18 protein-coding genes are annotated in these 23,734 nt (G+C 72.5%); 7 read left to right on the top strand and 11 right to left on the bottom strand.

Annotated elements, in window-relative coordinates; all coding sequences use genetic code 11:
- Nucleotides 1-18 precede the first annotated feature (18 nt).
- Entirely contained in the window at nucleotides 19-3,819 is a 3,801-nt protein-coding gene (locus ACFRCG_RS41520; protein ID WP_380041373.1) for an ABC transporter ATP-binding protein, read from the top strand.
- 439 nt (nucleotides 3,820-4,258) lie between these two features.
- Here the strand turns inward: ACFRCG_RS41520 and ACFRCG_RS41515 are convergent, their stop codons facing one another.
- From ACFRCG_RS41515 to ACFRCG_RS41505, 3 genes are read right to left on the bottom strand one after another with little or no spacing between them, the layout of a single operon-like run.
- Nucleotides 4,259-6,799 carry an FtsX-like permease family protein gene (locus tag ACFRCG_RS41515; RefSeq protein ID WP_380041371.1) on the bottom strand — a complete coding sequence of 847 codons (2,541 nt, stop codon included), beginning with the start codon at nucleotides 6,797-6,799 and terminating at the stop codon, nucleotides 4,259-4,261.
- A gap of 6 nt (nucleotides 6,800-6,805) precedes the next feature.
- Complete coding sequence (locus tag ACFRCG_RS41510; RefSeq protein ID WP_380041369.1) at nucleotides 6,806-7,585, bottom strand: ABC transporter ATP-binding protein; 780 nt, start codon at nucleotides 7,583-7,585, stop codon at nucleotides 6,806-6,808.
- Nucleotides 7,586-7,644: 59 nt separating this feature from the next.
- Nucleotides 7,645-8,271 (bottom strand): hypothetical protein, encoded by a 627-nt coding sequence (locus ACFRCG_RS41505; protein WP_380041367.1) that lies wholly within the window; start codon nucleotides 8,269-8,271, stop codon nucleotides 7,645-7,647.
- Between the two features lie 317 nt (nucleotides 8,272-8,588).
- On the opposite strand from ACFRCG_RS41505, the gene ACFRCG_RS41500 reads away from it, so the two are divergent.
- Entirely contained in the window at nucleotides 8,589-9,974 is a 1,386-nt protein-coding gene (locus tag ACFRCG_RS41500; protein WP_380041365.1) for a sensor histidine kinase, read from the top strand.
- On the top strand, nucleotides 9,971-10,645 hold the full coding sequence (locus ACFRCG_RS41495; RefSeq protein WP_380041363.1) for a response regulator: 675 nt from the start codon (nucleotides 9,971-9,973) through the stop codon (nucleotides 10,643-10,645). The genes ACFRCG_RS41500 and ACFRCG_RS41495 overlap by 4 nt, the downstream gene beginning before the upstream one ends.
- A 188-nt stretch (nucleotides 10,646-10,833) precedes the next feature.
- Here ACFRCG_RS41495 and ACFRCG_RS41490 read toward each other — a convergent pair whose 3' ends face one another.
- From ACFRCG_RS41490 to ACFRCG_RS41480, 3 genes are all read right to left on the bottom strand, one after another.
- On the bottom strand, nucleotides 10,834-13,380 hold the full coding sequence (locus ACFRCG_RS41490; protein WP_380041361.1) for an FtsX-like permease family protein: 2,547 nt from the start codon (nucleotides 13,378-13,380) through the stop codon (nucleotides 10,834-10,836).
- A gap of 2 nt (nucleotides 13,381-13,382) precedes the next feature.
- Nucleotides 13,383-14,252, bottom strand: a complete 870-nt coding sequence (locus ACFRCG_RS41485; RefSeq protein ID WP_380041359.1) for an ABC transporter ATP-binding protein — start codon at nucleotides 14,250-14,252, stop codon at nucleotides 13,383-13,385.
- Nucleotides 14,253-14,406: 154 nt separating this feature from the next.
- On the bottom strand, nucleotides 14,407-15,888 hold the full coding sequence (locus tag ACFRCG_RS41480) for an MFS transporter (RefSeq protein ID WP_380041357.1): 1,482 nt from the start codon (nucleotides 15,886-15,888) through the stop codon (nucleotides 14,407-14,409).
- A gap of 257 nt (nucleotides 15,889-16,145) precedes the next feature.
- Here ACFRCG_RS41480 and ACFRCG_RS41475 point away from each other — a divergent pair, with 257 nt between their 5' ends.
- Both ACFRCG_RS41475 and ACFRCG_RS41470 read left to right on the top strand, forming a co-directional pair.
- On the top strand, nucleotides 16,146-16,640 hold the full coding sequence (locus ACFRCG_RS41475) for a hypothetical protein (RefSeq protein WP_380041355.1): 495 nt from the start codon (nucleotides 16,146-16,148) through the stop codon (nucleotides 16,638-16,640).
- A 242-nt stretch (nucleotides 16,641-16,882) separates the two neighbouring features.
- Entirely contained in the window at nucleotides 16,883-17,938 is a 1,056-nt protein-coding gene (locus ACFRCG_RS41470; protein ID WP_380041353.1) for an aminotransferase class V-fold PLP-dependent enzyme, read from the top strand.
- 67 nt (nucleotides 17,939-18,005) lie between these two features.
- Here the strand turns inward: ACFRCG_RS41470 and ACFRCG_RS41465 are convergent, their stop codons facing one another.
- Nucleotides 18,006-18,938 (bottom strand): TIGR03620 family F420-dependent LLM class oxidoreductase, encoded by a 933-nt coding sequence (locus ACFRCG_RS41465; protein WP_380041351.1) that lies wholly within the window; start codon nucleotides 18,936-18,938, stop codon nucleotides 18,006-18,008.
- Between the two features lie 354 nt (nucleotides 18,939-19,292).
- On the opposite strand from ACFRCG_RS41465, the gene ACFRCG_RS41460 reads away from it, so the two are divergent.
- The gene (locus ACFRCG_RS41460) at nucleotides 19,293-20,144 is read left to right on the top strand and encodes an AIM24 family protein (RefSeq protein ID WP_380041349.1); all 852 of its coding nucleotides are present in this window, start codon (nucleotides 19,293-19,295) and stop codon (nucleotides 20,142-20,144) included.
- 38 nt (nucleotides 20,145-20,182) lie between these two features.
- Here ACFRCG_RS41460 and ACFRCG_RS41455 read toward each other — a convergent pair whose 3' ends face one another.
- From ACFRCG_RS41455 to ACFRCG_RS41440, 4 genes are all read right to left on the bottom strand, one after another.
- Complete coding sequence (locus ACFRCG_RS41455; RefSeq protein ID WP_380041347.1) at nucleotides 20,183-21,043, bottom strand: thioesterase family protein; 861 nt, start codon at nucleotides 21,041-21,043, stop codon at nucleotides 20,183-20,185.
- Nucleotides 21,044-21,124: 81 nt separating this feature from the next.
- Nucleotides 21,125-21,556, bottom strand: coding sequence for a proteasome activator (locus ACFRCG_RS41450; RefSeq protein ID WP_380041345.1), 432 nt, complete (start codon nucleotides 21,554-21,556; stop codon nucleotides 21,125-21,127).
- A gap of 9 nt (nucleotides 21,557-21,565) precedes the next feature.
- Nucleotides 21,566-21,946: a hypothetical protein gene (locus ACFRCG_RS41445; RefSeq protein WP_380041343.1), complete on the bottom strand. Its 381-nt coding sequence runs from the start codon at nucleotides 21,944-21,946 to the stop codon at nucleotides 21,566-21,568.
- 259 nt (nucleotides 21,947-22,205) lie between these two features.
- Nucleotides 22,206-22,874, bottom strand: coding sequence for a class I SAM-dependent methyltransferase (locus ACFRCG_RS41440; protein ID WP_380041341.1), 669 nt, complete (start codon nucleotides 22,872-22,874; stop codon nucleotides 22,206-22,208).
- A 155-nt stretch (nucleotides 22,875-23,029) separates the two neighbouring features.
- On the opposite strand from ACFRCG_RS41440, the gene ACFRCG_RS41435 reads away from it, so the two are divergent.
- Nucleotides 23,030-23,638 carry a PadR family transcriptional regulator gene (locus ACFRCG_RS41435; protein WP_380041339.1) on the top strand — a complete coding sequence of 203 codons (609 nt, stop codon included), beginning with the start codon at nucleotides 23,030-23,032 and terminating at the stop codon, nucleotides 23,636-23,638.
- Nucleotides 23,639-23,734 lie beyond the last annotated feature (96 nt).

Here is a 23,734-nt window from a genome sequence, read left to right as displayed (position 1 = left end):
CAATTAGAATGGTTGGCTATGACAACCGGACCCGCGCCAGGCCGCCCCGAACACGGCTGGCTCCGCCGACTCATGGCGGCCTCGTGGCGGTATCGGAGCAGCGTGCTGATCGCTTTCGGCGCCTCCCTGGTGGGGATGGCCGTGACCGCGCTCGTACCGCTCGTGCAGCGCCGGGTGGTCGACGACGCGGTCGCCGGCGAGTTGGGCAGCCTGCTGCCGTTGTCGATCCTGCTCGTGGGCGCGGCCCTGGTGACCTTCGGGTGCGCCTACGCCCGGCGCTATGTCGGCGGCAAGTTGTCCCTCGACGTGCAGTACGACCTGCGCACCCGGATCTTCGGCGCGCTCTCCCGCCTGGACGGCGCCCGGCAGGACGAGTTGCAGACCGGGCAGATCGTCAGTCGGGGCATCTCCGACGTGACCATGGTCCAGGGCTTCATGGCGATGGTCCCGATGATGACCGGCAACGTACTGCTGTTCGTCATCTCGCTCGGCGTGATGTTCTGGCTGTCCCCGCTGCTCACGGTGGTCTCGCTCGCGGTGGGTCCGGGGTTGTTCGCGGTGGCCTACCTGTCCAGGAGGCGCCTGTTCCCGGCGACGTGGCAGGCCCAGCAGGACGCCGCCGCGCTGGCCGGGGTGGTGGAGAGCGCGGTCACCGGGGTGCGGGTGGTCAAGGGTTTCGGGCAGGAGGAGCAGGAGTTGGCCCGGCTCGAGACGGCCGGGCGCACGCTGTTCGCGTCCCGGTTGCGCTCGGTGCGGTTGAACAGCCGGTACACCCCGACGTTGTCCGCGATCCCCGCGCTCGGTCAGGTCGGCGTGCTCGCGCTCGGCGGGTGGTTGGCGGTGCGCGGCGAGATCACCCTCGGTACGTTCCTCGCCTTCTCCGCCTACCTGGGCCAGTTGGTCGGCCCGGTGCGGATGTTGTCCGGTCTGCTGACCTTCGGCCAGCAGGCGCGGGCCAGCGTGGAGCGCATCTTCGAGGTGATCGACTCGCAGCCGATCGTGACCGAGAAGCCGGACGCCGAGGTGTTGCCGACGGTCGCCGCCTCGGTCGAGTTGGCGGATGTGCGGTTCGGCTACGTCGCCTCGCGGCCGGTGCTGGACGGGCTGTCGCTGCGGGTGGAGCCGGGTGAGACCCTGGCGCTTGTGGGCACGTCCGGATCGGGCAAGTCCACCGTGTCGATGCTGCTCCCCCGGTTCTACGACGTGCAGTCCGGCGCGATCCGGGTGGACGGGCGCGACGTGCGGGACCTGACCTTCGACTCGCTGCGCGCGGCGATCGGGCTGGTGATGGAGGACAGCTTTTTGTTCTCCGACTCGGTGCGCGCCAACATCGCCTACGGCCGCCCGGACGCGACCGACGAGCAGGTGCTCGCGGCGGCGCGGGCCGCCGAGGCGGACGAGTTCATCCGCGAACTGCCCGAAGGCTACGACACGGTGGTCGGCGAGCAGGGCCTGACCCTGTCCGGCGGGCAGCGGCAACGGGTGGCGCTGGCCCGGGCGTTGCTCACCGACCCGCGCATCCTGCTGCTCGACGACGCCACCTCGGCGGTGGACCCCAAGGTCGAGGCGGAGATCCACGCCACGCTGCACCGGGTGATGGCGGGGCGGACCACGATCCTGGTCGCGCACCGCCGCTCGACGCTGGAACTGGCCGACCGGATCGCGGTGTTGGATCGGGGCCGGCTGGTGGACGTGGGCACACACGACGAATTGACCGCGCGGTGTCCGCTGTATGGCCTGCTGCTGTCCGGTCCGGGCGACGACGCCGAGGGGGTGGACGCGCACCTTCCGTCGGCGTTCGCCGAGGCGGGGGCGGCCTCGGGCGGCGCGAACGGGGTGACGCCCGGGTTGTGGGATCGCGCGACGGCGTCCGATCGCCCGGCGCGAAGTGCGAGCGCGATGGCCGGCACCCAGACCGGTGGTGGTCCGGGGAGTTGGGCGGCGATGCTCCAGGCCACGCCCGAACTGCTGGCGCAGGTAGAGAAGTTGCCCCCGGCGACGGATACGCCCGACGTGGACGACGTGGCGGCGCGGCGCTCGGACACGGCGTTCGATCTGCGGTCGCTGCTGCGGCCGTTCCGCTGGGCGCTGCTGCTGGGGTTCGTCCTGGTGATCCTGGACACCGGGGCCCAGCTCGCATTGCCCGCGCTGATCCGGGACGGGATCGACCGGGGCATCGACGACGGGGCCACCGACGCGATCATGACGGTGTCGCTGATCGCCGTCGTGATCGTGATGGCGGACTGGTTCGTCAACGTCGGGCAGGCGATGGTCGCGGGGCGCACCGGCGAGCGACTGCTGTACACGCTGCGGGTGAAGACGTTCGCGCATCTGCAACGGCTCGGTCTGGACTACTACGAACGCGAGTTGTCCGGGCGGATCATGACCCGGATGACCACCGACGTGGACGCGCTGTCCACGTTCTTGCAGACCGGGCTGATCAGCGCGGTGGTCAGTGTGCTCACCTTCTTCGGGATCATGGTCGCGCTGCTCGTGCTCGACTGGGAGCTCGGGCTGATCGTGATGAGCGTGTTGCCGGTGTTGATCGCGGCGACGGTGGTGTTCCGGTCGCGGTCGTCGAAGGCGTACACGGAGGCGCGCGAGAAGGTCAGCGTGGTCAACGCCGATCTCCAGGAGAACGTCGCGGGGTTGCGTGTGTCGCAGGCGTTTAGGCGCGAGGGGCGCAACTCGGAGCGGTTCGCCGAGCGCAGCGACGACTACCGCGCGTCCCGGCTTCGGGCGCAGCGCTACATCGCGCTGTACTTCCCGTTCGGGCAGTTCCTGTCCAGCCTCGCGGCGGCGCTCGCGCTGATCGTCGGGGCGCACCGGGTGGGCGGCGGGACGTTGTCGGCCGGTGCGTTGATCGCGTACCTGCTCTACATCGACATGTTCTTCTCGCCGATCCAGCAGCTCTCGCAGGTGTTCGACGGGTATCAGCAGGCGGCGGTGGGGCTGCGTCGGATTCGCGATCTGCTGCGTACGCCCACCACGACGCCGCCGCCGGCCACGGCGGTACCGGTGCCGGTCGGCGGGCTCAAGGGCGCGATCGCCTTCGAGAACGTGCACTTCGCGTACAACGCGCCCGCGTTCGCGGAGGCGGGGTCGGGGGCGGCCGTGGGGTCGCCCGAGGTGTTGTCGGGGGTGACGCTGAGGATCGAGCCGGGCGAGACGCTCGCGCTGGTCGGGCAGACGGGGGCGGGAAAGTCGACGCTGGTCAAGCTGGTGGCCCGGTTCTACGACGTGACGTCGGGCGCGGTGACGGTGGACGGGGTGGACGTCCGCGACTACGACCTCGCGGCCTACCGGCACCGGCTCGGCATCGTTCCGCAGGAGGCGTATCTGGCCCCGGGCAGCGTCCGGGACGCCATCGCGTACGGCCGCCCGGACGCCGGCGACGCCGAGGTCGAGGCGGCGGCCCGCGCGGTCGGCGCACACGCGGCGATCGCCGACCTGCCCGGGGGCTACCTCCACGACGTCGGCGAACGCGGCCGCAACCTGTCGGCCGGGCAGCGCCAGTTGATCGCGCTCGCCCGGGCCTACCTGGTCGACCCGGACATCCTCCTGCTCGACGAGGCCACCGCCGCCCTCGACCTGGCCACGGAGGCCGCGGTCACCCGAGCCACGGAAGCCCTCACCGGCCGCCGCACCACCCTGGTCGTGGCCCACCGCCTCACCACCGCCGCCCGAGCCGACCGCATCGCGGTGATCGACCGCGGCCGCCTGGTCGAACTCGGCACCCACACCGAACTCCTCACCAGGTCCGGCCCCTACGCCTCCCTATGGGCAGCCTTCACCACCACCCCCAAACGCGCAGCCTGACCCACCCCCACCCCACCCAGCGCCCAAAGCCAAGCCAAAACCCAACCACCGGCCGAGTCACCCCAGCCCACCCGGCCATGGAAACCAAAGCCAACCAAAACCCACCCACCGGCCAAGGCAAATCGCCCCGGCCGGCGCACAAAACAAACCCAACCACCGGCCGGAACACCCCAACCCAGCCGGCACTCAACCCAAAGCCAACCAGAACCCACCCACCAGCCAAGGCAAACCAGCCCGGCCGGCGCTTGAGGCCAAAGCCAAACAAAACCCAACCGCCGGCCAACACATACCAGCCCGGCCGGCGCTTGAGGCCAAAGCCAAACAAAACCCAACCGCCGGCCAACACATACCAGCCCGGCCGGCGCTTGAGGCCAAAGCCAAGCAAAACCCCAACCGCCGGCCGAGGCGTGTCAGCCCGGCCGGCGGTTGAGGCCATGCTCTACTCGGCCGCGATCGACCGAAGCACCGGCAGCCGCGCGGCGCGCGCGGCAGGGCGCGCTCCGGCCACCAACCCACCGACCGCGCCCACCACGACCAGCACCGCCAACTGCACCGAGGGCACCGCGAACGGCAGCGCCGCCCCCGTGTTCGCGCCGCCGATCGCGCGAATCGCCACCCAGCCCAGGAACAGCCCGATCACGAGCCCGGCCGCGGCTCCGATCACCGCCACGAGCGTCGACTCCCAGCGCAGCGCCGACCGCACCTGGGCCCGGGCCGCCCCGATCGCCCGCAACAGGCCCAGTTCACGGGTGCGTTCGTGGGCCGCCAGGGACAGCGTGTTGGCGATCCCGCCCAGCGCGATCAGCAGCGCCAGCGCCAGGAGCACGTAGACCACCGCGACCAGCGTCTGCAACATCTCCGCCCGGGCCGCCACGAACCCCTCCCGATCCCGCACCGGGGGCGCGCCGTAGTCCTTGGCGATCCGCTGCACCTCGGCCTTGACCGTCCCCGTGGCCACGCCCGGCACCAGCCGCAGCACCGTCGCCGCGTCCAGGGCCGCGTCCGCGTGCGACTCCCACGCGGTGCGATCGATCAGATAGTCGCCGACGATCGCCGTGCGGTCGTACAGGCCCGTCACCGTGAAGCGCTGCCGGGCGCCGTCGGGGAAGGTGACCTCGGTCGTCGAACCGAGCACCCAGCCACGATCCTTCGCGGCGCTCTTCGACACGGCCATCCCGGTCGGGCCCAGTGCCGTCACCCGCCCGCCGGTCACGTCGAGGTTGAACAGCCGGTCCAGCCGGGCCGAGTCGACGGCGAGCATCTGCCGGCTGTGCCCGTCCACGAGCGAGGTCGCGTTGCGCAGCCCGCTCACCACCTCGACGCCCGGTATCTGCGCCGTCCGGCGGGTGAGTTCGGGGCTGTGTCCGCCACCGGCCCAGCCGGCGGGCGAGGAGCCGCCGATCACCAGTTGCCCGGCCACCACCTTGCGGGTCTCCGCCCCGGAGCCCTCCTTGAGCGAGGCCGCGAACACCGCGAACACCGTCACGATCGCGATCCCGAGCAACATCGCCGTCGCCGCACCGGCGGTCCGACGCGGACTGCGCAGCAGATTGCCCCGCGCCAACGCACCGGGCGCACCGCGCAGTCGCGGCAGCAGAGCGGTCAGCGGTCCACCCGCGGCCCGGATGCCAGCCGGGGCGACCAGCAGGACCCCCGCGAGCACCGCCGGCGCCGCGACGGCCAGGCCCACCATGCCACCGCCGACAATGCCCATCCCCAGCCCGGCCGCGAGCAGCGCCAGTCCCGCGACGAGCCGACGCCGCGGCAACCGCGCCTGCTCGGCTCCCGCACCGCGCAGCGCCGTCACCGGCGCCACCCGCGACCCGCGCACGGCCGGCACCAGCGCCGCGAACGCCGTCACCAGGATGCCCACCGGCAATACCGTCAGCGCCGTGGCCGCCTTGAACACCAGCCCCCGAGCGGGCAGCGTGAAGCCGATCGCGGCGAACAACTCCTTCAGCCCGGCGGCCAGTCCGAGCCCGGCGGCCAACCCGGCGGCGGAGGCCACCACACCGATCAGCAACGCCTCGAGCAGCGCCTGCCGCAACACCTGCCCGCGACTCGCGCCCAACGCCCGCATCAGCGCGACCTCGCGGGTACGCTGCGCAGCCACCACGGAGAAGGTGTGGTTGATCGAGAAGGCCGCGACCACCAGTGCGATCGCCGCGAACACGGTCAGGAAGGTGCGGAAGACCTTCAGAAAGCCGTCCTCGACGGCGTCGACCGCCTCCCTCGTGGCCGCCTTGCCGGGCAGTGCCTGGGTATCGGCGGGCAGCGCCCGCTGGATCCGCGCGGCCAACTCCTTCTGGTCGGTGCCGGCCACGGCCCGCACGGCGATCGTGCCGACCTTGCCCGGATCGCGCTGCACGTGCTGACGCGCGCCCTCGAGGTCGAAGGCGGTGTACGAGCCGCCGCCGAAGGCGTCCTCGTCGCCGAACGTGGCGACGCCGACGATCGTGACCGGGACCGGCCCCGGGGTCAGCACGGTGACCCGGTCACCGGGAGCGAGGTGTCCCTGCTTGGCGGTGGCCCGGTCGATCACCACCTCGTCGGGCTTGGCGGGGGCGCGACCGGTGGCCAGCCGGTAGGGCGTCAGCGCCGGATCCGGCACCCAATTGCCTGCCGTCCGGGGGCCGTTGCCGGTGAGCGCCTTGCCGTCCTTGCCGACCACCTGGCCGTAGCCCTGGATGACCGGCTCGGCGGCGGCAACGCCCGGCACCGCCCGGACCCGGTCCACCAGCGCCGCGTCGATGCCGCCGCGCTGGCTGCCGGGCCGGTCGGTGACCGCGGTCGCGTTGCGCACCACCACGTCGGTGCCGGCGCCGCTGTCGCGGATCAGCCCGCCGATGGACGAGCTCATGGTGTCGGCGAGCACGAGCGCGCCGGAGAGGAACGCGGTGCCGAGCAGCACCGCGAGGGACAGTCCCACGAGCCGGCGTTTGCGGGCCCACAGGTTGGCGAGCGAGAGACGGATCAGCATCGGACGTCACTCCCCTCGGCTGCCGGCACCGGCGGCGACTCGATCGAACGCCTTCATCCGGTCCAGCACCCGGTCCGGCGTCGGCGCCTCCATGTGGTCCGCTATGCGACCGTCGGCCAGGAACACCACGCCGTCCGCATAGCCCGCCGCGACCGGATCGTGGGTGACCATCAGCACGGTCTGTCCGAGTTCGTCCACGGCGTTGCGCAGCAGCGCCAGCACCTCGGCGCCGGCCCGCGAGTCGAGGTTGCCGGTCGGCTCGTCCGCCATCACGATCTCCGGCCGGCCGACGAGCGCCCGGGCCACCGCGACGCGCTGCTGCTGGCCACCCGACAACTCGCCGGGGCGGTGCTGCAACCGCTGCTCCAATCCGACCGCGGCCACCACCCGATCCAGCCAGGCCGGGTCGGACCTGCGCCCGGCGAGCGACGCGGGAAGCACGATGTTCTCCAGGGCGGTCATGGTCGGCAGCAGGTTGAACGCCTGGAAGACGAAGCCGATCCGGTCCCGGCGCAGCCGGGTGAGCTGTCGGTCGCTCAACGAGCCGAGTTCGGTGTCGCCCAGGTAGACCGCGCCGTCGGTGACGGCGTCGAGGCCGGCCAGGCAGTGCAGCAGCGTGGACTTCCCGGATCCCGAGGGACCCATCACGGCGGTGAATCTGCCGCGGGGGAAGCCGATGGTGACGTCGTCCAGGGCGCGCACGGTGGTGTCCCCCTCGCCGTGTACGCGGGACACGCGCACGGCGCGGGCCGCGTCGGGGACGGTGGGGTCGATGTTCGTGGTCATGACGATCCTCGGGAGGAGTTGCGGGTGGACGGGAAGGAACGGGTGGCGCGCGGCGCGAATCAGCCGGCGCCCACGCGCCGGCGTGTGGGAAGGGAGGCGGAGGTCGGGCCGGATCGATCCGCGGCGGCGGTCGCGTCCTCGACGCCGCCGGGGCGTCGACGCGGCGCGGACCGGCCGCGGGATCGATCGCCGGACGGCTTGAAGACGGACAGCGCGGTGGCGACGATCAGCGCGACCACCTGGAAGACCACCAGGACGATGTGCCAGGTCTGCAGCGGCGGCAGCGCGTCCGCGTTTCCGTCGGGGGCGCTGTGCGCGATCATCCGGTGCGCGAACTGGCTGATCACGCCCGCTCCGGCCACGATCACCGCGATGAGCAGCACGATCTTGACCTTGATCCACAGGTGGCGCCACAGGCCCCATGGCGTCTTCAGGCACAACAGCACGCCGGTGACCAGCGCGAGCACGGCGAACGGTATGCCGCCGGTGAAGACGAAGACGCGCATGAGCCGATAGGCGCTGTGTTGGAGGGCGCGGTCGTCGGTCGTACGGCCCACGACCGCGATCGCCAGCATCACCCACTCGATGCCCAGGAGCCCGACGGCGAAGACGACGTGCGCGGAGTTGACGCCTCGACGGACGGACTTCGAGTAGCGCCTGGTCCCGGTGGTCGGGGACGCGTTCACGGTGTGCCTCCTGGCATGCTGACGGTTGGGGACGCGCAGTCGGGCGGGTAGGCCCGGGAAGTGCCGGCGGGGGGCGGGATCCGGTGGGATTCGCGGCCTCGTCGACGGGTTCGACTCTTCCGTTTCGCGGGCCGGCCGGCGTCCGGCCGGGGGATGCACCGGGCCTGCTGCGCCGGCAGGTCGAAGGGCGGGTCGACCGGTGCTTTCCTGCTCCCTGGGAAGCAGTCCACAGGGCTTGATCTGCTCCCTCGGGAGCATCCGACAAGCCCACGCCCAGCCGACGCGCGGCGTCCCCGGCTCCCCCTACCGTTGATCACATGACGAGCCCCTCGAACCTCTCGCCCCGGCACCCGGGCTCCCGCCCCGGGCCGCCGTGGCTGCGCGCCTCCGGCCCCGGAGCGCGCTGGCTCGCACACGCCCTGCGCCCGATCCCCCGCGCGGTGCGCGACGTCGTGCTCGCGCTGCTGGTCTGTGCGATCCAGGTGGTCGCGATGGTGTTCGCGGCCCGACACCAGTCGGACGCCCCCCGGGGCCTGGACGTGTGGGGCGTGCTGTTGGTCGCGCTCGGTCCGCTGGCGCTGATCGTGCGCCGGCGGTATCCGGCCGCGGTACTCCTGGTGGCGGTCGGCGCGGGGCTGCTCTACACGATGCTCGACTATCCGCGCGGCCCGCTGTTCCTCGCGATGATCATCGCGCTGTGGAGCGCCTTCGCCGCCGGGCTGCGTGTGTTGGCGTATGTGGTGCTCGCGGTGGGCTACACGAGCTTCGTCTGGATCTCCCCGCTGGTGACCGCCGAGTCGATACCCGCCGCGGGCGTCGCGCTGGGTATCGCCGCGTGGATGCTGGTGCTCGCGGGCATCGGCGAGGTGGTGCGACTGCGCCGCGCCTACCTGGCCGCCGAGGAGCAGCGGGCCCGGGTGCAGTCACTCGGGTTGGCCGAGGCCGAGCGCCGCCGGGCGGGTGACGAACGGCTGCGGATCGCCCGTGAGTTGCACGACGTGCTGGCCCATCACATCTCGCTGATGAACGTGCAGGCGTCGGTGGGCCTGGAGTTGATGGACTCGTCCCCGGAGCAGGCGCGCGAGGCGCTGACCGCGGTCAAGTACGCCAGCCGCGAGGCGCTGGGCGAACTGCGCTCGGTGCTGGAGATCCTCAAGGGCGACGCGGTGGACCGTTCGGGCCCCGACGGCGCCCCGCGCGCGCCCACCGCGGGGCTGGACCTGCTCGACGAGCTGGTCGCGCGCACCTCGGCGGGCGGCCTGACCGTGCGGGTCGAGCGCACCGGCACCGCCCGGCCGTTGATCGCGGCGGTGGATCTCGCCGCGTACCGGATCGTCCAGGAGGCGCTGACCAACACGTTGCGGCACGCCTCGGCGAGCGAGGCGGTGGTGCGGGTCGGCTATGGGAAGTCCGGTCTGGATCTGACCATCCGGGACAACGGCCGAGGCACCGACGGGGCGCCGCGGCCGGCCGACGACGACGCGCTGACCTCCGGCGGCAACGGTCTGCACGGCATGCGCCAGCGGGCCGCCGCGCTCGGCGGGCGCTGCGTGGCCGGGCCGGTGCCGGGGCGCGGCTTTCACGTGCAGGCACACCTCCCCTACGGTGAGCGCGCCGAGGGGCATGATGGCGACGCGGATCCGCCGGTCGAGTCGGCGGCGATCGCCGGCGGTCCGGCGCAGCCCAACGAGGGGGACGCATGATCAGGTTGGTGCTGGCCGACGACCAGGCGCTGGTGCGCGCGGGTTTTCGGGCCCTGCTGTCGGCACAGCCCGACATGGAGGTCGTCGGCGAGGCGGGTGAGGGCGGCGAGGCGCTGCGGCTCACCCGCGAACTGCGCCCCGACGTGGTGCTGATGGACATCCGCATGCCGGGCATGGACGGCTTGGAGGCGGCCCGGCTGATCGCGGCGGATCCGGCGCTCACCGCTGTGCGGGTGGTCATCCTGACCACGTTCGACCTCGACGAGTACGTCTTCGAGGCGCTGCGCAACGGCGCGAGCGGCTTCCTGGTCAAGGACACCGAACCGGCCGAACTGCTGCGCGGGGTCCGGGTGGTCGCGGCGGGCGACGCGCTGCTGTCGCCGAACGTGACCCGCCGACTGATCGAGGAATACGCGGCCGGCGCGCTGCGTCCGACCGCCGCGCCGGTGGCCGAACTCGCCCTGCTGACCGAACGCGAGCGGGAGATCGTCGCCCTGGTCGGCCGCGGCCTGTCCAACGACGAGATCGCCGAACACCTGGTCCTCAGCCCCCTCACCGCCAAAACCCACGTAAGCCGCGCAATGACCAAACTGTCCGTCCGCGACAGAGCCCAACTCGTAGTCTTCGCCTACGAAACCGCCCTGGTGACCCCGGGCCACACCACCCCCTGAACCCCCACCAGCCGAACAGGCGGGCGGGCGAGCGGACGGGCGGCCGGTGGGTGGTTGCGCGACCCGGTGAGTCGGTGGGCGTGGGGCGTAAGTGTGCGGGTGGGTGGGGTGTTCGATGGGGTGGGGTGCGACCGGGAGGGTGGGGCGGGGGCTCGGGGCCGCCGCCTCGCCCTCCCGGGTCTTGGTGGTTATTCCTTTGCGCCTACCGCGTCGATGGGGGTGGCTCGCAGGAGTCTGCGGGTTACCGGGGCTACGGTCAGGGGGGCCAGGAGTAGGGCTGCCGCGCTGATGGCCAGGCACAGGGGGAGCGGGATGTAGGGGGTCGTGGTGTCGAACGCGCCCTTGTTGAACGGCACCAGGCTGGCCATCGCCACCGACAGGCCCAGGCCCAGGCCGATCACCCCGACCAGGATCGCCTCACGCCGGACCACCGCGCGGACCTGGCCGTGGGTGCTGCCGATCATCCGCATCAGGCCCAGTTCCCGGCTACGGGCCGCCGTGGTGACCACCATCGTGTTGATCGCCGCGATCGTCGCGAACCCCGCGAGGATGACCAGCATGATGTAGTTCAGCCACTTGTTCGCCTCGCGGTCCTTGTCCACCCGGGCCGCGTAACCCGCCCGGTCGTCGACCGACGTCCCGGGGTATTCCCGGGTCAGCCCGGTCAGCGCGGCGTCCGCGGCCCGTACGTCGGCGCCGGGGGCGAACCGCACCAGGAGCCGCGCGTCCCACGGTGTCTCCACGTGCCGCTCCACCGCGGCGCGCGGCAGGGTCGCCGCCGCGGTGCCCAGGCCCCGGTCGTAGATCGCCACCAGAACCGGCGTGATCGGCGTACCGTCGCCCAGCCACAACGACACCGGCTTGCCCACCTTGCCGTGCAGCGCCGACGCCAACTGCCGGTCCAACGCGATGGCCCCGCCCTCGGGTTGCGGCGCACCGGCCCGCAGCGCGTCGGTGCTGCCCTCGCGCACCCCGAGGTCCAGGGTGGTCGCCAGGTCCCGCGTGGTGCCGCCGACGGCCTGGGCGCTCTCCTTCTGCAGGCCGCCGTCGCGCACGACCACCACGGAGGTGTTCAGCACCGACGTCACCGACGCGACGCCGGGCGCGGCGGCCACCCGCTGGGTGGTCCGCGGCACGAAGCCCGGCCCGGCCAGGACCCGATCGGCGGTGACCGCGTCCCGGGACTGTGCGCTCGCGTGGTGGTCCTCGGCCGCGAACATGAAGCTCAGCGTGGCCGCGAAGGCGACGGCCAGGGCGATCGGGGTGATCGCCGACGCCAGACGCCGCGAGTTGGCCCGGGCGTTGTCGAACGCGAGTTGCCCCATCGCGCCGAACCGGCTCCCGAACCAGCCGATCAGCGAGACCAGTACGTGCGCCAGAATCGGCCCGAGCAGCCCGATCGCGATCATGAACAGCATGATCACGCCACCGGACGCGGCGACCGCGTCCTCACCGGTCGCGCGCAGCGCGATCCGGGTCACCGCGATCGCGCCGCCGAGCGTGCCGAGTCCGAGCAGCAGCCGGAACCAGCCGACGAACACCCGCTCGGAGGCCGCGTCGCCCAGCGCCTCGGTCGGCTTGATCTTCGCGCTGCGTCGGGCCGCGAGCAGTCCCGCGCCCAGCGCGGTCAGCGCGCCCGCCCCGATCGCCACCACCATCGGGATCCAGCTCACCGACACGGTGACGCCGTGCGCGATCAGGCCCCGGCTGTCCATCGCGCCGAACCACCAGCGGGCGAGGAGCGTGCCGGGCAGCACCCCGACCACGCCCGCCGCGAGCGCCACCAGGCCGGTCTCGGTGGCGATCATCCGCCGGATCTGCCACGGCGTGGCCCCGACCGCGCGCAGCAGCGCGATGTCGCGCCGGCGCTGACCCACGGACAACGCGGTGGCCCCGGCGACCACGAAGACCGCCACCAGGAGCACGATGCCGCCGAGGGTGCCGCCGACCGAGGTCAGCATCTCCTGGGTGTCGCCGAAGGCGATGTACTCGGCCGCGCCGCGGCCGTCCCCCGTGGACACCTTGACGTCGGTGCCGGCCACCGCCACGCGGACGTCGCGGGCCACCGCGCCCGGTTGCGCGCCGGGGACCGTCAGTACGCCGATCGCGGTGACCGCGCCGGGATACCCGGCCAGTCGCTGCGCGTCGACGTCGGACACGTACAGGTGCGCGCCCCGGCCCGGCACCACCGCGCTCACCCGCAGCGCGACCTCACCGCCGGGCGTGGTCAGCGACACGGTGTCGCCGACCTTGGCGACGCCACCGGACGCACCGGCCGCCGCGCTCGTCAGCACGACCTCCCCGGCCCCCGGCGCGGTGCCCTCGCGGGTACCCGCGAGCGTCGCCGAGGACCAGCCGTGCCCGTCCACCACGGCGCGCCCCGTCTGCGCGGGGAAGGTCACGTCGGGAATCACCCCACGCACCCCCGGCACGGCGGCGATCCGACCGGCGAGCCCGGCGTCGATCCGGGTGCGCTCGGGCAGCGGCGCGGACTCGGTGTACTTGCCCTCGCCCTTGCCCAGTTGTTTGCTCACCTTGGCGGGCCCGGTGACCAGGACCGGCGTGTCGGCGTACCGCTCGGGCGTGGACTGCGCGCGGACCCCGCTCTCCAGGAGCACGCCGCACATGGTGACCAGCATCGCGGCGAACACCAGTGCCACGAAGGAGCCCGCGAAGGACGCGGGCCGAAAGCGCACGGAGGTGCGCGCGAGACCGTTGGGTCGTAGCAGCGACATGATCAGGCCGCCTGTCGCTGCCGCGTGTTGCCCTGGGACAGGTCCACCATCCGAGCCGCGATCGCCTCGGGGGTGGGCCGGTACAGCTCCCCGGCGAGGTTGCCCTCGGCCAGGAAGACGACCCGGTCCGCGTAGGAGGCGGCGACCGGGTCGTGGGTGACCATCACGACGGTGGCGCCGGTGTCGTCGACGGCCCGGCGCAGCAGCGCCAGCACCTCGGCGGCGGTCGTGGTGTCGAGCGCGCCGGTCGGCTCGTCGGCGAACAGCACGTCGGGCCGGGTGACCAGCGCGCGGGCGATCGCCACCCGCTGCTGCTGGCCGCCGGACAGCTGCGCGGGCCGCCGCCGGGTGTGCCGGTCCAGTCCGACCATCGCCAACACCTCGGCGGCCCGGCCGCGCTCGGGCCGCTGCCCCGCGAGGCGCAGCGGGAGCAGTACGTTCTTCTCCACGGTCAGCGACGGCAGCAGGTTGAACGCCTGGAACACGAAGCCGAGCCGGGTCCGGCGCAGCCGGGTGAGCTGGTTCTCCTTCATCGCGGTCAGGTCGTCGGTGCCGAGCAGGACCCGTCCGGTGTCCGGCCGGTCCAGGCCGGCGGCGCAGTGCAGGAACGTGCTCTTCCCGGAACCGGAGGGGCCCATCACCGCGGTGAAGGTGCTCCGGGGGATGACCAGATCGATGCCGCGCAGTGCGTGCACGGCCGAACTGCCGCGCCCGTACGCCTTGGCCACCGCCTCCAGCCGCACCGCGCTGTCCGCCGGCCCGGGCGAGCCCACCGGCAAGGGCGACCCTGTCGACACGGGCGACCCGTGCCGCGGGGGGTACTCGGCATCCCGCTTCGCCTGCCGAGTCCCACGACCGCCTCGCCCGAACATGCTGCCTCCCGTGTCCTGTACCGCCGCCCGGTACCGCTGTCGAAACCAACGGTTCGAAGCTACGGATCGCGAGGGGTCGGGCACGAGGGGGCGACCACGCGAATCGGGGGTGGTGTCAGCACCACCCCCGAGGTTCGGGGCGAGGGCGCGTCGGTCAGGCGACGGGACGAGCGCCCGGCTTGGCCCGGCTGGGCACCACGAAGGTGACGCCTAGTGCGACGATCGCGGCGCCGGCCGCGCAGACGAAGGTCAGCACGAAGCCGCGTTCGGCGGGCAGCCCGCCGGGACCGGGGTTGGCGGTGAGCAGCGTGGTGGAGATCGCGCTGGCGCAGGACATGCCGACGGTGCGGGCGATGGTGTTGATGCCGGTGGCGATGCCGGTCTGCTCGACCGGCACGGCGCCGACGATCAGGTTGGCCATCGCCGACATGGCGAGCCCGATGCCGATGCCGAACACGAACATGGCCACCAGGATGTGCCATCCGCTGGTGTGCAGCGTCGCCAGGAAGACGAACCCGGCGGCCATCAGCACACACCCGGCCACCATCGCGAGCCTGGACCCGAAGCGCTTGTCGATCACGCCCGCCATCGGCCCGATCAGCAACATCGCGAACGCCTGCGGCAGCACGTACAGCCCGGACACGGTCACGGTCGTGCCGAAGCCGTATCCGGTGCTCTCCGGCATCTGCAGAAAGCGCGGTACGAGGAGCATCCCCGCCATCATCGAGAAGCCGACGAGCAGTCCGCCGAGGTTGGTCGCCCACACCCCGCGCAGCCGCATCACCCGCATGTCCACGAGCGGTTCCGCGGCGCGCGACTCGGCGAACACCCACAGCCCGAGGAAGACGAACCCGGCCACGAACAGCCCGATCGTGTTCACCGAACCCCAGCCCCACGACTCGCCCTTGCTCAGCGCGAGCATCACGCCGACCAGTCCGAGCGACATCAGCGCGCCGCCGAGCCAGTGGATTCTCGCCTTGACCCGGATCGGCGATTCGGGAATCAGGAACCACGACGCGACCGCGGTGACCAGGCAGGTGACCATCGGGATCCAGAACAGCCAGTGGTAGGACAGGTGGTCCATGATCGGCCCGGTCACCACGATGCCTATGCCGCCGCCGATGCCCATGATCGCCGACATCAGCCCGATCGCACCGGCCCGGCGCTCCGGCGGGAACTCGTCGCGCACGATGCCGAAGGACAGCGGGAAGACCGCGCCGCCGAAGCCCTGGATCACCCGACCGATGATCATCAGCCCGACGGAGTCGGCGAGCGCGCAGACCAGTGAGCCGACCGCGAGCATCCCGATGGTGAACACGAACAGGCGCTTCTTGCCGTACATGTCGCCGAGCCGCCCGAGGATGGGCGTGGTCACCGACGCGCACAGCAGGTAGCCGGTCATCAGCCACGAGGTCGCGTCCGCGCTCGCGCCGATCTCGGTCTGGATCTGCGGAAGGGCCGGCGCCAGCATCGACTGGAGCAGCGAGTAGGTGAGCGCGCCCATGATCAGGACGAGCAGGACGAATCCGGTCCGGTTCATCCCCCCTCGGTCGGCGCCGGGGGCATCGGAGGCGGTCGGGGTTTCGGGGGCGGTGGGCGGGACAGTGGCGGCCGGCGCCTGCTGCGCGCTCTTCAAGGCTGGATTCCTTACATGTACGGAGCACCGACTGGATCACACGGCGGCCCGCGGCGGGGATTTTTGGTTGGGTGTATCAACCGACTGTATGCGCCGATCCGACATGAGGGCACCGGGAAAAGAGGCCCAGGGGTAAATTCCCCGTAAGTATTTGCCGCTCAAGGCGCCGAAATCAGCCAAATAGCGGGCAAAGCTCGGCGCCGCGTCGTATGCCAAGATCGATCTGACGCATCGTCACCTTCTGGGAAGGCAACCCCGTGACGGATCGAGAACCGGAACTGCGCATCACCCACATCTCCGAGACCCCGTGGCACGAGGTCAAGGCCCAGTCGCACGGCGGACGGCGCACGTCGGTCTGGGAGAAATTCCTGGAGTGGTCCCCCGAGCGCCTGGTCATCTACGCCCGCTACGACGCCGGCGTCGTGGTCGAACGCCACGGCCACATGTCCGAGCACTACGTCTTCGTCCTGGCGGGCGAGGTCCTGATCGGCGACCGCCCCTGCCCCACGGGCACCCACATCACCCTCGAACAGGGCGCCGCGTTCGGCCCGTTGATCGCCGGTCCGGAGGGCGCGACGCTGTACGAGATCATGTGCGGCGACCCGAGGGCGGTCCCCGCCGACCGCGAGGGCTTCGAACGCCTGTGCGCCGAACGCGACATCACCCCCCTGCCCAATCCCCCGGTCCCGTGGCCCGACTGGCTCGCCGCCCGGACGGACGGCAACCCGGCGGCGGAGGGCGCGGCGACGTAGGCGCTCCACCCGACCCACCCGGCACGCCCCGCGCGGGTCGCTCGGGCGGGCGCCTCGGCGGACCCCGCGGGCCGGCACCCCGGCGGCCCACCCGGCCCGCACCCCGACAGGCCACACGGCGGGCCACCTCGCCGGGTGGCCCGCCCGCACGCCGTCGGATCGCGCGGGCCGCGCGAAAATCAGGCCACTCGGCTCTCATTGGCCCTGTCCCGGCGATCCGCTCGCCGCCTAGCCTCGAACACATGGACTCGAACCCGGACCAGAATCCGATCCGCGGGCACGCACGGTGGAGTGCGGAGCCCGGTTGGCTCAACACCGCGAGTCACGGTCTACCGCCGGACGTCGCATACGAGGCGATGACCCTGGCCCAGGAGTCGTGGCGCCTGGGCCGCACCGACATGGACGAGTTCCACGCGGCGGGCGAGCGGGCCCGAGCGACCTTCGGCCGCCTCGTGGGCGCGCCGACCGAAACGATCATGGCGAGCGGCACCACCTCGGCCCTGCTCGCCCCGTTCGCCGCCGGCCTGCCCGTCGGCGGGCGACTGGTGGTGCCCGAGGTGGAGTTCACCTCCAACCTCTTCCCGTGGCTGGTCCAGGAGGCGCGGGGCGTCGAGGTGGTCACCGTGCCGGTGTCCAAGCTGGTCGAGTCGATCGACGAGCGCACCACGGCGGTCGCGTTCAGCCTGGTCCAGTCCGCCGACGGAGCGATCGCCCCCGAGGCGGACATCGTCGCGGCGGCCCGCGCGTACGGCGCGCGCGTCTACGTGGACGGCACACAGGCGTGCGGCTGGCTGCCTGTGGACGTGACCCGCTACGACCTGTTCGTGGTCAGCGCGTACAAGTGGCTGATGACCCCGCGCGGCGCGGCGTACGGCTACGTGGACCCGGACCTGACCGAGCGCACCCTCGCGCACGCCGCCAACTGGTACGCGGGCTCGCCCGACGGGGATCCCTACTACGGCCCGCCGCTGCGCCTGGCCGCCGGCGCCCGCCGCTTCGACACCTCGCCGGCCTGGTTCTGCCAGGTGGGCGCCGCGCCCGCGCTGGAGGTGGTCGAGCGGATCGGCGTCGAGCACATCCGGGCCCACGACGTCGCCCTGGCCAACCGGTTCCTGACCGGCCTGGGCCTGCCCGCCGGGGACAGCGCGATCGTCGCCATCGAGCGGTCCGACGCCCAGGCCCGGCTGACCGCCGCCGGCATCCGGTCCTCCGCCCGCGCGGGCCGTACCCGGCTGGCGTTCCACGTGTACAACACCGAGGCCGAGGTGGACGACGCGATTCGCGCGCTCACCGCGTGACCGGCGGGTGGGCCGGGCACCGCCCGCGAACCGCGGTCCCGGCCCGGCCCGGCCCACCCTCCCGCCTTCAGATCAGCGCCGCCGCCAACCGCCGCCAGTCCGCGGTCGGGGCCTCCCCCAGGGTGTCGCCGAGTACCTGTAGGCACACGTGGTCGGCGCCTGCCGCGATGTGGGCGCGGACACCTTCCTCCACGGCGGATTCCGAGCCGGACAGGATCAGGCGATCGATCAGCCGCGCGCTGCCGCCGGCCTCGAAGTCGGCCTCGGTCAGGCCCAGGCGCAGCAGGTTTCGGCGGTAGTTCGGCAGGGTCAGGTACATGCCCAGGTGGGTGCGGGCGCGGCGCAGCACGGTTTCCCGATCGTCGGAGAGCACCACCGCCTGCTCCACCGCGAGCAGGCGGTCCGGGCCCAGTGCCGCGCGCGCCTCGGCGGTGTGCTCGGGGGTGACCAGATACGTGTGCGCGCCCTCCGCCCGCTCGCGCGCGAGGTCGAGCATGCGCGGTCCGAGCGCGGCCAGCACCCGCGCCGGACGCGGGGTGTCGGCGCCGGCGGCCAGGTACAGGGCGGAGTCCATCGCGTCCAGGTACTCGCGCAGGTGTGCCAGCGGCTTCTCGTACCGGCGTCCGCCCGGCCGCAGTCCCTCGACCAGGCCGTCGTGGCTGATCCCGAGCCCGGTCAGGAACCGCCCCGGGAACGCGTCGTCGACGGTCCGCGCCGCCGCGTTGGCCGCCATCGCGTCCCGCGCCCAGACGTTCGCGATCCCCGTCGCGGCGGCGATCCGGGGCGCGGCGCCGAGCACGAGCAGCGCCTGCGTGAACGCCTCGCGGCCCACCGCCTCGCCCCACCACAGCGTGCCGTAGCCGAGTTCGTCGAGTTCGGCCACCGTCTCGCGCAGTCGCGACACCGGCATGTGGTCGAGCGCGGCGCTCCACAGGCCGATCCGCCCCAGCTCCGGAACGGGTCGATGCGCGGCCGCCGCACCGGGCGATGGCGTGGTCATGGGAACCCCCGAGAGGTCGTGGAACGAAGAGGCGGCACCAACACGGCGAGGCCCTGCGCCGCGGCCCCGACGCGGCACCGCGACACGACACGACGCCGCGCCACCGCACTGTACCGGCGCACTGTAACGCTGTGACAGAGGCCCTTTTCCACACCCCGTCACCCGACATGGACAGCCCTTGGTTTCCGCCGGAACCGTCGACGGGGAATCATGGGTCCTGTGCTGTGACCGGGCGTTCACCGGTTCGGCCGCCCGCCCGCGCCGTCGACCCACCACGCCCACCACATCCACCACGCCAACGCCGTTGCCGGATCCGTCGGAGACCTCGTGCACAGTCCGTTGTTCAATCACACGGTGAGCCAGTCCGCAGAGCGCTACAGCCTGCAGAGTGCGCACATGCTCCGGGTCCTGCTGGCCCCGGAGGTCGGCACGGAGGTGCTGGCCCGCAAGGGCGCGATGGTGGCCTACCAGGGCAACGTGCAGTTCGAGGGCGCCTTCCAGTCCGCCGCCGAACTGCGCACCGGCGCGCTCACGGGCGACATGCTCGACCTGATGCGCTGCCACGGACACGGCACGGTCTACCTCGCCAACCAGGCGCAGAGCATCCACATCCTGAACCTGAGCAACGAGGCGCTGATCGTCGAGGACGAGAACGTGCTGGCCCTGGACGGCACGCTCAACTGGAGCGTGATCCAGATCGACGCCGCCTACAACGTCGGCGGCATGGGCGCGTATTCGATGCAGATCGGCGGCACCGGCAAGATCGTGATCACCACCTCCGGCGCACCGCTCGTCCTGCGCGCCTCACACGATCGCGAGGTGTTCGCGGACGCCGACGCGGTGATCGCGTGGACCGCCGGCCTGCAGACCAGCCTCCAGGCGCAGACCACGTCCCAGCGCGTCTGGCGGCGCCGTCGGCAGACCGGCGAGGGCTGGACGATGGCCTTCATGGGCGAGGGCTACGTGGTGGTACAGCCCAGCGAGATCCTGCCCGCGAACCTGACCGCGACGGACGGCAACCGCTACTTCGGCATGGGGCGGGACGGCTTCCAGAACAACAACTGGGCCGGCCCCGGCGGCCCGCACGGCACCGCGCCCCCGCCGCCGCAACAGCCGGGCCCGTACGGCCCCCCGCCCGGCCAGTACGGTCCGCCCGGCCCGCAGGGACCCTACGGCCCACCGGGACCGTACGGCCCGCCGCGCTGACCCAGGCGGGGCATCCGGGCCGCCGCGCCGAACAGGGCCTACGCCTCCCGCTGCCGCGGTACCCGGGCCAACTGCCGGGACTGGGCGACCAGTCGCCCCGCCGCGTCCCACACCTCGCCGTCCTCCTCCAGGAAGCCGCCGGCCAGGTTGCGCGTGCGCAACGACACCCGCAACCACCCCGGCACCGGCCTGGCCCGCACATGCACGGTCAACTCCACCGTGGGCACCCAGCCCCGCAGGCCCAGATCGAACGCGGTCGGCGCGAGCGAGTCGACCGCGAGCAGCAGCGCGAGCGGATCCGGGTCGCGCCCGTCGGCCAGGCGCCACCAGGCCCGGATCTCGCCGCGCCCGGACGGCTCGCCGGCCACCCAGCGCACCGTCGCGGGATCGAGCAACTGCTCGCTGCGGTGCATGAAGGCGTTGCGCCGGAACGCGGCCGGGAGCGCGCCGCCCGCCGCGCACTCCGCCAACGAGGGGAACTCCGGCGGCCGGGCGCTGGTGCGCACCTCGGGATCCAGCGCGTCGAGGTCGCCGTAGGTGCCGGTCACGTGCACCCGGGTCTCGCCGTCCTGGACGATCCGCGCGGTGCCGGTGGCCAGCGTGCGTCCCGCGCGCAACACCTCGGTGTGCACCTGTGCCGGTCCGGGGCGCGAGGCGGTCGGGTAGTGGGCGGTGATCGTGAACGGATCCGGTTGCGGCAGGCTCGCGCCGAGCGCGCGGGCGGCGAGGGCGAGCAGGTAGCCGCCGTTGACGCCCATGCCGAACGCCCAGTCCGCGGAGAGCGTGGTGTCGAGGACGCCCGGGGCGTCCGGGCGGGCCACACACATGGTGTCCCGGTCGAGTTCGTAGCGCGTCCCGTCCGGGGTCGGCGCGGTCTCGGCGGCTGCCTGCTCGGTCATGGTGGCCACTCCACGGTGCTCGGCTGACGTCTCGTCAGCGCTCGGCTGACCCACCATCAGCTTGACACAGTCAGACAACCGTCACAGATACGAGCCGTCGTCACCGTCGTCCGAAACCGGCCGCAGCGGGCCGATCTCCGCGCCTCCGGGCCCCATCGTCAGGGTCAGCCGGATGCCGCCCCACAACCCTTCCAGCCAGCCGACCAACTGCGCGTGCACGATCCGCAGTTCGGCCATGCTCGGGGCGTCCGGGCCGGCGAACGGCGCGGCGAGGCGTTCCAGTTCGGCGTACAGGTCGGGCGCGAGCGAACGGCGCAGCTCGGGCAACGAACGCTCGTAGACCGCCCGGACCCGGCCACGTCCGGGTTCGTCCAGCGGCGCGTCGCGCAGTTCCTCCATGAGTCGGCGAACCATCTCGGCGATGCGCATCACCCGATCGGGTGCGGGCACCAGTTCGCCCAGCGGACGTCGGTCCTCGTCATCGGGCGCGGCGGCGGGCATCGGGTCGGCCATGCGCCGCCCCTACCCCGAGCGGGTCGGGGGAAACGGCTCGACCTCGGCCCGCATCCGCGACGTGGGCGGATTCGGCGGTGCCGCCGGCCCGGGCACACGTCCCCGCACCGGCTCGCCGGACTCGCCCGGCTCCGGATCCGGGTGCGCCCGCGCCGCCTCGTCCTCGACGGAAGCCTCCGCCGGCCGACCATCCGCAGCCGGCCCCGCGGCCGAACCCGGATCCGACCCCGCCCGATCCACCGCGGGCGGCGACGGCGAGGGTGACCCCAACTCCCGGGCGTCCACCGCCCGTTCCGCCCGCGCGCGGGCCTTGGCCGCGCGCAGCACCACGATCACGCACGCGAGGAACGCGAGGTATGCGGCCGACCCCACCGCCAACCAGGTCCACACAGCCCTCTCCCCACGTCAGCCGCTCACCAAGAGCGATCAACCGAAATCTACCCGTAGGCGAGGCTCGCCCAACGCGTCTGGTGCGCCCGCCTCGTGCGGATTCCGTGGAGAATCTGCGAAGGCTCGCCGCGCGGATCGATCACGACGAACCCATGCCCCCGAAGGACGCCCGACACCCGAGCGAAGTTCCCCTCGCGCACAGCGGACTCGATTCCCCTCCGCCGCGGCGTCCTGCCCCGAACACCCCGCCCCAATCCCCCTATGGCAGCGAGCACGGTTCGGGTTTGTGGGCCACAAGGGTGGCGATCGTCCTGGTCGTTCCCTCGTCCGGTTCCTGCAGCAGTCGCGAGGTGACGACGAGGCCGGCCTGTTCCAGGAGCGCGACGAGGCGATCCGGCGGTTGCGGGTGGGACTCGTAGGACACCGGATGGCCGCCATATGCCCGCGTCGGTCGCGGACGCACACCGTCTCCCACGTGGCCGGCCACCATCACGGAGCCGCCGGGTGCGAGCGTGCGATGGAATTCCGCGAACACGACGGGCAACAGCTCCGGCGGCGTGTGGTGCGTGGAGTAGTAGGCCAGGATGCCGCCGAGTTCGTCGTCCCGGATCGCGAGCGCGGTCATCGAGCCCACGGTGAAGTGCAGGCTCGGGTGGGCCCGCCGGGCCAGGTCGATCATCTTCGGGGACAGGTCGATGCCGAATACGGGCACCCCCAGGGCCGCCAGATGCGCCGTGACCTTGCCGGGCCCGCAGCCCAGGTCCGCGACCGGCCCGCGACCGGCCGTGCGCACGATCTCGGCGAACGCGTCGAGCATCGCGCGGGACAACGGATCCAGCTCGGCCGGGCTCTTGACGCGTTCGGCGTAGTCGGCGGCGACGGTGTCGTACGACTCCCGGACGGCGGCGAGGTAGGAGGGCTCGGTCACGCCGGCGACTCTACGAGACGGGCGACCGGGCGACGGTCCATGCTTGCACAACGAGCAGTACCGATATATCGTTGAGCCATCGCGAACGATCGCGATACATTCACAAGATCGCGGAGGACCATCGGACCATCCGCGTCGAATCAAGGAGAAAACTCATGCACCGCAACAAGGGACGCTCCCGTTGGGGCGACGAGGAGCACAACCGCCCGGCCTTCGGATCGTGGGGCCCGCCGCCCCAGGGCCCGTGGGGGCGCGGGCACGGTCACGGTGGGCGTGGCGGACCGGAGGGGCGCGGGCGAGGCCGCGGGCGCGGCGGTCGTGCCCGCCGCGGCGACGTGCGGGCCTCGATCCTGGCCCTGCTCACCGAACGGCCGATGCACGGCTACGAAATGATCCAGGAGATCGGCGAACGCACCGGCGGCGTGTGGAAGCCCAGCCCCGGCTCGGTCTACCCGACCCTGCAGCTCCTCGAGGACGAGGGCGTGATCGAGGGCGTCGAGGGCAGCGGCCGCAAGCTGTTCACGCTGACCGACGCCGGCCGCGAGGAGGCCGCCGCCCTGCCCGAGGACACCAAGCCGTGGGACGAGGCCAGCCAGGGCGTCGACTTCGAGGCCGTCCACGACATGCGCTCGGCCATGCACGGCATCGGCGACGCACTGCGCCAGTTGATGTCCAACGGCACCGAGGCCCAGCGGGCCAAGGCGCTCGAAGTGATCACCGACACCCGCAAGCGGCTCTACCTGATCCTGGCCGAAGCCGACTGATGTCGGCCGCCCGAGCCACCGGGTGCCGCCCCCCGGCGCCCGGCCCCCGATCGCCGATCCCGGCGATCCCCCGCGGCGCGCCGCGACGGTCACGAC

This window comes from Embleya sp. NPDC056575 (assembly GCF_042793325.1).
In the GTDB taxonomy this organism is placed as follows: domain Bacteria; phylum Actinomycetota; class Actinomycetes; order Streptomycetales; family Streptomycetaceae; genus Embleya.
The sequence above is the reverse complement of the archived record's forward strand: the minus strand, read 5'-3'. Positions and strand labels throughout refer to the sequence as shown.